The sequence below is a fragment of the Litchfieldia salsa genome, from assembly GCF_900104555.1.
GTDB lineage: Bacteria > Bacillota > Bacilli > Bacillales > Bacillaceae_L > Litchfieldia > Litchfieldia salsa.
In genome coordinates this window covers 595,505-607,945 of record NZ_FNJU01000001.1, presented here as the reverse complement: position 1 = coordinate 607,945, position 12,441 = coordinate 595,505, and the positions used below count along the sequence as shown (strand labels likewise).

The 12,441-nt window shown below is 36.5% G+C and carries 8 protein-coding genes and 1 riboswitch; of the genes, 6 read left to right on the top strand and 2 right to left on the bottom strand.

Features of this window, described 5'->3' with window-relative positions:
- Positions 1-27: 27 nt before the first annotated feature.
- The gene (locus tag BLQ56_RS02675) at positions 28-2,415 is read left to right on the top strand and encodes a beta-glucosidase (RefSeq protein ID WP_238457145.1); all 2,388 of its coding nucleotides are present in this window, start codon (positions 28-30) and stop codon (positions 2,413-2,415) included.
- 156 nt (positions 2,416-2,571) lie between these two features.
- Here the strand turns inward: BLQ56_RS02675 and BLQ56_RS02670 are convergent, their stop codons facing one another.
- Entirely contained in the window at positions 2,572-3,882 is a 1,311-nt protein-coding gene (locus BLQ56_RS02670) for a prolyl oligopeptidase family serine peptidase (RefSeq protein WP_090849627.1), read from the bottom strand.
- 447 nt (positions 3,883-4,329) lie between these two features.
- Positions 4,330-4,414, top strand: a riboswitch (cyclic di-GMP riboswitch).
- A gap of 193 nt (positions 4,415-4,607) precedes the next feature.
- On the opposite strand from BLQ56_RS02670, the gene BLQ56_RS02665 reads away from it, so the two are divergent.
- Positions 4,608-6,584: a methyl-accepting chemotaxis protein gene (locus BLQ56_RS02665; RefSeq protein WP_090849626.1), complete on the top strand. Its 1,977-nt coding sequence runs from the start codon at positions 4,608-4,610 to the stop codon at positions 6,582-6,584.
- A 153-nt stretch (positions 6,585-6,737) separates the two neighbouring features.
- Here BLQ56_RS02665 and BLQ56_RS02660 read toward each other — a convergent pair whose 3' ends face one another.
- On the bottom strand, positions 6,738-6,917 hold the full coding sequence (locus BLQ56_RS02660; RefSeq protein WP_090849624.1) for a hypothetical protein: 180 nt from the start codon (positions 6,915-6,917) through the stop codon (positions 6,738-6,740).
- Between the two features lie 193 nt (positions 6,918-7,110).
- Here BLQ56_RS02660 and BLQ56_RS02655 point away from each other — a divergent pair, with 193 nt between their 5' ends.
- Genes BLQ56_RS02655 through BLQ56_RS02640 form a run of 4 tightly spaced genes read left to right on the top strand, consistent with a single transcriptional unit; the run spans position 7,111 to position 12,187 of the window.
- A complete protein-coding gene (locus tag BLQ56_RS02655) occupies positions 7,111-8,088 on the top strand; it encodes a substrate-binding domain-containing protein (RefSeq protein WP_090849622.1) in 978 nt (325 codons plus the stop codon).
- A complete protein-coding gene (locus BLQ56_RS02650; protein WP_090849620.1) occupies positions 8,085-9,551 on the top strand; it encodes a sensor histidine kinase in 1,467 nt (488 codons plus the stop codon). The genes BLQ56_RS02655 and BLQ56_RS02650 overlap by 4 nt, the downstream gene beginning before the upstream one ends.
- On the top strand, positions 9,526-11,058 hold the full coding sequence (locus BLQ56_RS02645) for a response regulator (protein WP_090849618.1): 1,533 nt from the start codon (positions 9,526-9,528) through the stop codon (positions 11,056-11,058). Before BLQ56_RS02650 ends, BLQ56_RS02645 begins: the two co-directional genes overlap by 26 nt.
- A gap of 40 nt (positions 11,059-11,098) precedes the next feature.
- Positions 11,099-12,187: a sugar ABC transporter substrate-binding protein gene (locus BLQ56_RS02640; protein ID WP_090849616.1), complete on the top strand. Its 1,089-nt coding sequence runs from the start codon at positions 11,099-11,101 to the stop codon at positions 12,185-12,187.
- Positions 12,188-12,441 lie beyond the last annotated feature (254 nt).

Sequence of the window (12,441 nt, the reverse complement as noted above, 5' to 3'; positions counted from 1 at the left end):
TTTATTTAAATAAGGGAGGAAATCTTAATGCTGAAGAAAATGAAGAAAGCAAAGAGAAAGAGACTATTAGCGATGGCACTTGCTGCTGGAGTTACGATTAGTGGTTTAGGCTATAGTACGACTTCTTTTGCAAATGACTCTACAGGTAATACAGTTCAAGTTCACAACGAGGTTCCAAAACTTATTGATGCTGCTTCTATTAATGCAGTAATCGGAGCGATGACACTTGACGAAAAGGCTAAAATTGTCGTTGGTGTTGGTATGCCAGGACTTTTTGGGATACCTAAGCTTTCAGTAGCAGGTGCAGTAGGTGGTACACCAGCAATCGAACGACTCGGAATTCCTGCGATGTTTTTTGCGGATGGACCAGCTGGTTTAAGAATTAGTCCAACCCGAGAAGGTGAAACAAAAACCTATTATGCTACTGCCTTCCCTATTGCAACAAATCTTGCATCTACATGGGATACAAAAATAATCGAAGCTGTTGGGAAAGCACAAGGAAAGGAAGTAAAAGAGTATGGTGTGGACATCTTACTTGCACCTGCTTTAAACCTACATCGTAACCCTTTGAATGGAAGAAATTTTGAGTATTTTTCAGAAGACCCTTTAATTACTGGTAAAATGACGGCTGCACTTGTAAATGGCATACAATCAAATGAAGTGGGAGCAACGGTTAAGCATTTTGCAGCTAATAACCAAGAAACAAATCGATTTACAATTGACACGATTGTTTCAGAAAGAGCTCTTAGAGAGCTTTATTTGAAAGGTTTTGAGATTGCAGTGAAGGAGTCAAATCCTTGGGCCGTTATGAGTTCTTATAATCTATTAAACGGATCACCTGCTTCACAAAACACGGAACTTCTTACAACTGTTTTAAGAGATGATTGGGGCTATGAAGGTTTCGTTATGACTGACTGGTTTGCGGGAACAAATCCAGTAGATCAGATGAGAGCTGGTAACGATTTGATTATGCCAGGCTTTCCTTCAAGCTCGACAGCTATTATAAATGCAGTGAAAGATGGTAGTCTTGATGAAAGTCTCCTAGACCGTAATGTTAAAAACATACTAGAATTTGTTGTTAAATCTCCTAATTTTAAGGATTATGCAAACTCAGATTCTCCTGATCTAGCTGCACATGCCAAGGTTGCTCGACAAGCAGGAGCTGAAGGAATGGTGTTATTAAAGAATGAAGATAAGGCATTACCATTGAAGAAGGAAAATAAGGTTGCCCTCTTTGGAAATGGTCAAATTGAGACGGTAAAGGGTGGTACTGGTAGTGGTGATGTAAATGCTGCCTATACAGTATCAATTGTGGATGGATTAACCGAAGCAGGGTATCAGCTGCAGGAGGACTTAGTAAATGATTATAAGGATTACATTGATACACTAAGACAACAGGATGAATACAAGATTAAGCCAAGTCCATGGGGCGAGGATTTTGGTAAAGAAATTCCGATTATCCCTGAAAAACCATTAGAAGTTAATGAAATCACTCAGGTACAAGAAGACACAGATACAGCTGTTATTGTCATTGATCGCAATTCAGGAGAATCTGCTGACCGTCAACATGTTGAAGGTGATTATCTGTTAACTGATACAGAGAAAGAAATGATTGAAAACATTTCAACTGTTTATCATGAAGCAGGAAAAAAGGTAACTGTTGTATTAAATATCGGTGGTCCAATTGAGGTTGAAAGCTGGAAGGATAAGGTAGACTCTATTCTAGTTGGTTGGCAACCAGGACAAGAAGCAGGTTATGCAATTGCAGATGTGTTAACTGGTAATGTGAATCCATCTGGAAAGTTAGCAACAACATTCCCTAAACAATATAGTGATGTGCCATCAGCTTCTAACTTCCCAGGTACGCCTGCAGAGAATCCAACACAGGTTGTTTATGAAGAAGATATTTATGTTGGCTACCGTTATCATTCAACTTTTGATGTTGCGCCTTCATATGAGTTTGGGTATGGGCTCTCATATACAACATTTGAGTATAGTAATGTAAGAGTCAACAAAGGTGGGAAATTCAAGGATACTATTACTGTCTTTGCGAACATCAAAAATACAGGTGATGTTGCAGGGAAAGAAGTTGTGCAACTATATGTCTCAGCTCCAGATGGAGAGCTAGAAAAGCCAGAAATCGAATTAAGAGCTTTTGATAAAACGAAAGAACTAAAACCTAATCAAAGTCAGTTAGTTACATTTGAACTTGATGCAATGGATTTAGCATCCTTTGACTCAGAGAAGGATCAGTGGATTGTTGAAAAGGGAGTGTACGAGGTTAGGATAGGTGCATCATCTGAAAATATTAAAGGCACAACAACCATTAAAGTTGATAAAGAGATAGTAGTTGAAGAGGTAAATAATGCTCTAGAACCAAATGTAGCGTTCGACGAGCTATCTAAATTAAATTAATCGGACAAAGATAGAGGAGTTAAGCCGATCCTCTATCTTTTATATTGTATAAGCTCTTTAATAAGCCATTTGTAACATGTAAAAGCCTCGGACATTTAAAGATAATGTCCGAGGCTTTGCATCTTTTAGTGATTCTTTATTAATCTACTATCATATTCATTTTGACTGTGCGGCCATCCACTCCATCAGAGTTGTTGTTTGGCCACTAATTGTTGTTTCTACATCGTTATTGTAAACATATATCCAAGACAAGTGACCAAAGTATTGATATGGTGTGCCATCTGCATTTTTATAAAGGCCAGAAGTATCATGAACATCATCAAATAAAGTGAGATGAACATTTGTAGCCCCAACGTCAATTAAACGATTGTAAGTAGGAATTGTATTATCAACTGGACGTAAAATAGGATCATTTTTTGCATGAACAAACCAGATTGGAGTTTGTGCAATTTTTAGGATATCTTCATCAGTAATTAAACGATCAGCTAAACCTTCGCAAACAGGAAATGCTGCTGCAAAGTATCCTGGATAATCACGGACCATTACCATGGTCATATAACCACCATTAGAAGCACCGCCGATGTAAATTCTATTTGGATCAATATCAGGATTATTAGCAACATAATCCTTAATTAATGACATTAGAGCTTCTGTATAGATTGAAGTTCCATCACTTATTCCTGTAACCCCATCCATCCATCTCGTTGGTGTTTGAGGAACTAATACATAAGCTCCATCAAAATAGGACTGAATGCTATCAGAAGCAAAGTTAGTTGCTTTATTTGCAGATAATGGAATGGTTGGATCAGTACCACCTTCACCGCCACCATGTAACCAGATGACTAATGGATTCTTATCCTTATCTTTTGCTGGTGCATAATCTGCATAGGTTAATGTAACATCGTTATAAGTTGCACTACCCGATGAAAACTCATCAACTAGTACTCTTGTTTCTCCGGCAAAAGTATCAATCACTAATCCAGAAATGGTACCAGACTTTCCAGAATTAAATGTAATATCTTTCTCTTGTGTGATTGTATAGTCAGACTCAATCCAGTTGTTAGACCCAGCATAATAGTTAAGAGGAGAGCCAAGTGATACAGTTGGACCGATTTTCATTTCTACTACTACATAATTTCCTCTTGTTGCAGGATTTCCATTTTTATCAGAGACATAAGCATTTATCACTTCTCGATCACCTTCTTCTAAAAGAGGAGATGCTAATCGAGAATCACTTCTTTTAACATGCACATTAAATGTTTCAGTTGTAACTGAATCCTTCGGAATTGGTGTACCTACTTCAACAATTAACTTTGTAATCGCTGCACCCCAGTCGTGTATTTCTGTAACACTACGATAAGATGTTTCGGTATTCCCGCTCTTTGCAAATACACCAACACTAAAGGAAAGTGATAGTATCGCAGTAAAGATAATGAATAAGAATGTTTTAACATTGTTTTTTAACATATTATTCTTCCTCCCTTTTTTGAAAATACTTTAACAGATATAGGATTAAAGGTACTTCCTAAATATTAGTGATTCCCCCCTTTTTTTATATATAAAAGCGCTTACAGTATTAGTGTATCGTGCAGAGCTCTGATTTTGAGTTTATTTTATTAGCACTATTCTACGGTTAACTGTATTCTTTTAACTATTACATACTGTTAATATATCAAGTGTGATTGTTCATATTTTTGAGTAGGAATCAATCCCTATTAAATCTTGGTGCTACCCTAAGTAAACGTTAGCGTACTAGTAGTATAGATAACACTTTTGTAAAATAAACCGGTTTTTACCAACACTAAAATATAGCAATTTTAGCAATAATTGTGTAAAATAGAAATCTCGGCATGTATAGTGCATTTTACCTATTTCAAATTAACTAGTTTGTAATATGAGTAATAATTTGAAACTTAAAGAAAATGGCAAACTTATCGAAAGGTAGGGACGCAAAACTTCAGGCCTAAGGCAGAAATGTGATGGCAGCTGGGTTACCTAATAAGATGGCTTTACCTGTATGTAAATCCACCTTTTAGGGGTGGTTTTTTGTGTTTTAAAAGGCAGTTTTCTCAAAGTTTGTAGTTAAAACATTGATCAAGCGGAGTGTATTCAGCCTGCGGCTTTACAAGCAACAATCTATACGAAATCAGCCTTTTTAAAAGAGAGTCTTAATAAAAATGGGGAGTGTCATCATGAGATTAGTAGTGAAAAATACGATTGTTATTAGTTTGTTAATAACAATATCCACAATCAGTATATCTGCATTTGGATATATGAAAGCAAAAGAGTTTTTATATGAACGTTTTGAGGAGCAGGCTTATAGTCAGCTTGAGTCAGTGAAGGCAAATATTGATATTTGGATTCAAGGGAAAAATGAAACATTGGAATACATAGCTGAAGCAGAGGAATTGAAAGTAGCTGACTATGTAAAAGCGGATGCTTTAAGTACTAGAATTGCAGAGAGAATTGAGAATCCAGATTCATTCGCATATATGAGTGCGGACGGGTTCTTATATTTAGGTGGAAATAAAATACCTGCTCAAGAATATGAACACTATAAAGGTGGGATGGAAGAACTGACCAAATCATATAATCCAGTCCCATCGGCAACACCGAGTTTGAATGGTGCGCCAATCATTTTAACTTCTTCACCGGTATATAATCAAAATCAAGAAGTTGTCGGAGTTGCCACAAGTGGACATCCTATTGAAGGCCTTATCGATATTATCTCTAGTATAAAATTAGGGGAAACTGGATATGTGAGAGTTTTTACGAGTGATGGTACAATCGTTGCAGGTGAAAACAAAGAGGATACTCTAACTAAGAATATTTCTGATTATGAAAATAGTGAGTTAGACCAATTGGTTGAAAAAAGTATAAGTGGTCAAACTGGAGTAATTGAAACAAAAGTTGGTAGTGAGAATAGTTTAGTGTTTTATAGCAAAGCAAACGAAATGGATTGGGGAATTATGATTTCTGTTCCAACAAGTGAAGCATATGCTGATGCGAATTCGTTGTTAAATTACTTTATTATGATAACAGTTGCGTTTATCCTGTTAGGCGCGGTTTTAATTTATTTTATAAATCTACGATCATTAAAACCAATTAAAGAAGTGACATATAAAATTGAGGAATTGGCACATAATGAAGGAGATTTAACAAAAAGATTACGTATTAATCGAAAAGATGAAGTTGGGAAGTTGGCAAATAGTTTTAATAATCTACTAGATACATTGCAGGTATTAATTGGTGATATTGCGAAAAAAGGAGAAGTTGTGGCAGAGAACACAACGGTCCTGTCAGAGCATGCTGAGGAAATGGTTCAATTATCTGGAGTGGTTACCCAAAATGTTCAAGTGGCAGCAGAGATTTCCAATGAACAAGAAAAAGGAAATCACAGAAATTTAGAATCTATTAACGAGATCACACAAAGTGTCTCGGAAATTAAAGATCATTCTTCACTAGTAGCTGAGAAGACGAACAAGTCTTACTTGGAAGTGGGGAAAGTAAATGAGGAAGTCATTTCGTTGTTAAGTCAAATGTCCGATACCCAAGACTCTGTTCGCCATTCATCTGAAATTGTTAAGAATTTAGGAAATCGTTCATCTGAAATTAGCAATATCGTTGGAATGATTACTGGAATATCAGCACAAACAAACTTACTTGCTTTAAATGCTTCTATTGAGGCTGCTAGAGCAGGAGAACACGGAAAAGGATTTGCAGTAGTTGCTAATGAGGTGCGAAAATTAGCCGAGGAATCTGCTCAGTCAGCAAAACAAATTTCTGAACTTGTGAAGGAAATTCAAACAGAAACGTCTAATGCGGTTCATAAAATGGAAGTTGGAACAAAACAATTTGGAACAGGGATGGAAAAATTAAAAGAGGTCAATGGAAGTTTACATGATGTGTATCAGTCTTCAAAAGAATCAACAAAGGAAGTAGATAAAATCTTTATTGAAATTGAAAACTTGCTATCTAAAGTAGAAGATGTCGAAAGAGTCATCAATGATAACTCACATAAAACACAAGAGTCGACTAAATACATTCACGAAGTAGCTAGCTCTTCTGAAGAACAATTATCTTCAATACAAGATATTACAGCATCAATTGAACAAACCGCCCAATTCGCTGAAGAATTGAAACAGCTATTGAATCGATTTAAAATATAATGGGAAATGGGGACGGTTCTCAGGTATCATTTTTGACCTTAAGGGTTGTAAACTAATTCATACCATAGAAAAAGCAGAACGAATGGAGATTTTATAATTCCAAGCGTTCTGTTTATTTTAGATGTTATTTAACATATTAGTGTGATGTACGCCTTACCCCTCTAACTTATTTGTTGAAGTTTTTAATGTTTGTTTTGTTTGATCGTGATAAATGTCAAAAAACGTACCGTCTGTAAATTTAATGACTACCGCAGTTGTGGTAATAGCAACATCCTCAACTTGCTTTCCTTTAAGATCATTAGGTATGACTTTGAAATTGTTATTAATTTCCACTTTTACACGATCCTTTCACTTATTTAATATCGTGGCTTATCATACTTTGGTTGTAGAACAAGGGGCCTATGCATGTAGCTTTTTTGTAAAATCATTCCAATCCTATTTTGCCATACACAAGTCCCTCTAGCAATAGTCTTTCTGCTATAATGAAGATTAGTTGATTAATAACTAACATAAGGAGTTACCTTTCATGAGAAAAATCGTTACTTTTGTAACCGTTACCATATGCGTAATTTTGTTTTATTTTACGTTTCAGTCAGCATTAGCAGTACTTGATGATGACTGGCAGCTACCAGAGAAATCTACTGGAGAGCTCATTGATCATCGCATTGTTTTAATCACTCAAGAGTTGGACACGCCTTTTTGGGATAAAGTTGGTGTAGGAGCAAAACAGCAGGCTGAGAAGGATGGTGCAAGACTCGAGATATGGGGAAGCTATGGAAATAATCAAGAAGACTTTCTAAAGCAAATAGAAATTGCGATTTATTCACAGGTAGATGGAATTATCGTACAAGGGCTTGATACAAATGAATTCAAAGAACTAACAAAGGTTACGGCAGCTTCCTACGGAATTCCTGTCATAACGGTTGCGAATGATGTGCCAATGGCTGAAAGCTTACGTAGAACATACGTGGGTTCTAATCAGTATTTAGCAGGTAGATTAATCGCCGAGCAGCTCGTACATGATATGGGAGTATCGGGTGAGGTTGTACTGATGCTTGATCGTACACAGGAGTATTACCAAACACAACGATTAAAGGGAATTCAAGACTTTCTTTCCGAATATCCTAATGTGAAGTTAATTGAAGCAGAAACGGAAGATTCGAGAGAACAAGTGATTGCGACGACAAAGGATCTACTAAACAGAATGCCAAATGTAGATTCCTTCATTGCGGTGAATGCTAAGTTTGCTGATGATCTTGTTGAGGAAATAGACAGACGCTCAAACGCTGAAACGTATTATATCTATTCGTTTGATGATGATCTTGCCTCAGTATCCCTACTAGAGCAAGGGAAGATAGATGGGATGATTGAACAGTCTCCTGAAATGATGGGAACACTTAGTGTTGAATTAATGATGAATTGGTTAAACGAAGAGAATTTACCACTTAATTTGGATGGCTATCTTACAGATATACGAATGATAAAACAGGTGGACGAACAATGAACAGCATACAAAAGAAAATTTGGGGACTTGCGATTATTGTCCTGTTAATTATGGCGATAACGTGGGTTTCACTCATATACTATAACCAAAAGATGCTTGATCAATATAATGCTATTCTTGAACGATATTTAATCATGAATGAAATATCAAGGAAAAGTCAGCAGACAGTAACAGCTCTGAATAACTATTTACTAATTCCGTCTATTGAGAACTTTGAAGTAATTGATGAGAATAAAAAACAAATTCAAATGATGAAACACGAAGTTACATTATTTAAAAATGTAGAAAACGAATTAGCTTTAACAAACTATGTAAATTTGATTGATAGTCTTGTAGATACAGTTGAACGATCGGTGTTTTTCCAAACAGAGGAGGAAACCGAATACTCGATGACAGCGTTTAAAGAAGCAACACATATTTCCAACTTTATTTCTGAAAGAACTCTTACATTAATTGATTTAGAGCTACGAACGTATGATTTATTTTATCGAGGGATTATGGATCAGTCAGAAGATTTGAAGCGACTTGGATTTTGGTTGCTGCTCTTAATAACATTTTTACTTTTACTGTTTACCTATTGGTTCTCTCTTCGAATAACAAAACCCGTGGAAAAGCTAACACGTGCAGCGAATGAACTTTCGAAAGGTCGGTTTGATTTAAAAGTTGAGGTAGATTCTCATGATGAAATTGCCTTTTTAGCAAAAATGTTTGATCGAATGCGTGTGAACATTAACAATTTGATTTCCGAGATACAGCATAAAGCACAGCTAGAAAAAGAGTTACAACAAAGCAAGCTTCTTTTAAAAGAAAGCCAGCTGCGTCATCTTCAAAGTCAAATAAACCCACATTTTTTGTTTAATACGTTAAATACACTTTCGAAAAAGGCTTATATGGAAGGGTCAGAAGAAACGAGTGATCTACTTGTAAGCGTTGCCGGTTTGTTAAGGTATAATTTAAAGCATTTGGATAAGCCGATGACACTATTTGATGAAGTTAACGTGTTAAAACAATATATTGATATTCAAAAATCACGCTATACCGATCGACTACATTTTGTGACTGAGATAGATGAATCATGCCTTTCTATTGCTATTCCTGGTCTTACGTTACAACCTCTTGTTGAAAATGCCGTCATCTATGCGGTTGAGCCACAAGAGGAAGGAGGAACGATTTGGTTTCGTATCAAAGATAATGGAGCTAAGGTCACAATTGAAGTAGAAGACAACGGTCCTGGTATGACAGAAGAGAAAATTCAGGAGATTTTAGAAGGGAAGGAAGACACCACTAGTGGGCATGCCACCGGAATTGGCTTAAGTAATGTGGTGAAACGTCTTCGCCTTTTCAATGGAAGTGAAGAAGTAATGAAAATTGAAAGTAAGCTGGGTAGTGGTACGAAAGTAATGATTCATCTTTTGAAAGATAGGGGGCTTGAAGAGCATGATAAAAATACTAATCGTGGATGATGAACAAGTGGAACGTGACGGGCTACAGACTATTTTGGAGAAGCACTTTTCAAATATTGTCATTCAACAAGCGAAAAATGGAAGAATCGCTTTAGAAATAGCAGAAGAATATAAACCAGACTTAGTGTTTATGGATATTCAAATGCCAGGTATGACAGGACTCGAAGTGATTAAGAACATGCAATCAGACAACCCTCGGATTAAATTTATCTTAGTAACTGCCTTTGCACAATTTGATTATGCAAAGGAGGCAATGCAACTAGGTGTTGTTAACTATTTAGTAAAACCAAGTCGTGTGAAGGAAATTGTTGAATCTGTTGAAACGATACTCTCACAGATTAGCGAGGAGCAACGAGTAGTAGAAGCGAATAAACAACAAGAAAATACACTCCAAAAAGCAATGTCCTTGTTTGAAACAGATGTTGTAACCCAGCTGTTATTTGATCATGTTCATGAAGTCCACTTAGCTGAGCTAATGGAGCTGTTAGATATTCAAGCAACAGATGAAAAGTTTGTCATTAGTTTAATCGTGCCTAAAGGATTTGAAACCTATTATTCAGCAGTAAAAGAAAAAGTGAATCAAACAGGTAGTGCATGGATTGGTGCTTTATATGGACGTCAACTACCAATTATCGTGTTTCGCAAGAAAGAGCAATCTTTCCGGACGCAAGCGATATTATTAGCAAGGGATATTTTGACATTAGCTAAGAAAGATGGAGATATAGGTTGGTTTATAGGGATTGGAAATGTATATAACAGCCTAGGACAAATTAGGCAGTCGTACCAGGAATCGTTAATAGCGACGAGAGATACAACCACTCCGGGGAAATTTCGCTTTTATGCAGATCTTCAAGCAATTACACCTAACATAGACGAGCAAAAGATGAAGGAAAACGAAGAACTATATTTTGAACGGATCCGGAACGGAGAATGGGAGAAAATTCATCAGGAAATATCCTTCATTATTGATCGGTTAGAACAAGAAGGTATGATTCTAGAGCAAGTTAAACAACGCGTAATGGAGCTATTTTGGATGGCTTCTCGCGTTTTAAGTGAGATGGGGGTAGAATCAGATGTTCCATTGTATTCATATCAATCAACGGATTTCAGACAACTGCGTTCAGAAACGCGTCATCTATTAGAAAGGATGCGTAAGTCTTACGAAGAGCATTACGCTGAACTTGAGGCTGATACAATCCAACAAATAAAACAATATATTATAGATCATGCTCATTCAGATATATCTTTAGATATGATTGGAAGAGAAGTAGGTTTAAGCCCAATTTACATTAGTAGAATCTTTAAAGAGCAGCTTGGCATTAACTACATTGACTTTTTAACTGACTGTCGCATTGAAAGAGCGAAGAAATTAATGCGAGACCCAGCGAAAAGCCTTAAAGAAATTACGTTTGAAGTTGGCTATCATGATCCGAATTACTTCAGTAAAGTATTTAAAAAGATATGTAATGTCTCTCCAAAGGAATATCGGAAAAAGTTATTTTCGTAAGAAAAGTTATTTTATATGAACACAACAAGGAGAGAGTCCAATGAGGAAGTTATTGCTCTTATTCAATATAGGAATGGTGCTCATTTTACTTTTACTTCTCACTGCTTGTACAGACGAAGACAACCAGAGAAGCGAAACAGAGACACCACCAAAGACAGATGCTAACAAGGAAAACGAAGAAGAAATGACGAACAATCCACTGAAAATTGGTTTTGCGATGGACACATTAATGGAGGAACGCTGGCTAAAGGACAGAGACCTTTTCGAGGCATCCATCAGGGCTCTAGGGGCAGAAGTTGAAGTAATGGCTTCTCATGGTGATGATGCTCTACAAATTTGGCAAGCGGAAACAATGATTAGTCGAGGGATTGACGTATTAGTTATTGTGCCACATAATGCAGAATCAACTGCAGCCATTGTCAAAAAAGCACATTCTGCTGGGATAAAGGTGTTATCATATGACCGTCTTGTGAAAAATGCAGAAGTTGACATGTATGTGTCCTATGATAATGAACAAGTTGGTGTTCTTCAAGCAAAGGCAATTACAAGTATTATGCCAAAAGGGAAGTATGTTTATATTGGTGGTGCTGATACGGATAATAATGCTCATATGTTCAAAAAAGGTGTGTTTGAAGTATTACAACCGTTAATCGATAAAGGTGATATAACCGTTGTGTTTGATCAATGGACGAAAGACTGGATGCCAACATATGCGAAAGAAAATATGTTGCTGGCGTTAGATGCGAACAATAACGATATTGATGCAGTGATTGCGGCCAATGATGCAACGGCTGGTGCAGTCGTGGAGGCATTGAAGGAACGTGGGCTCGAAGGGAAAATTCCAGTTGCCGGTCAAGATGCCGAGCTTGCTGCAGTTCAGCGTATTGTCCAAGGAACACAAACGATGACCATTTATAAACCGATTAGAGAACTATCTGAGTTAGCGGCCGAGCTAGCGATTAAGTTAGCAAAGGGTGAGGAAGTTGAGAATGTAATGAAAGTAAACAACGGGAAAATGGAGGTACCATCCATCCTCCTAACACCCATTGTCGTTGATCAAACTAATATAGAAGAAACAATACTTGCTGATCACTTCCATAAGAGAGAGGATGTTTATTTGAAGGAGTAATGCTTGAATTGCTTAATCATCGTCTATTTATATAAAAAAGTTAAAAAAGTTCTAAGCCTGAGTACACATTCTTGTGTATTTAGGCTTTTTCATTTCCGAATAATTACAGGTAGTTATTATTCTACCCGAGCTAGTATATTTTTAATAAGTTAAAAAAGTACAGGTGAATAACAAAATAGTACTATTAGTAAGCGTTTCCACCTTCAAATTCTACTGATATAGTTATCTTGTAAGCATTTACAAAACAAAAACAG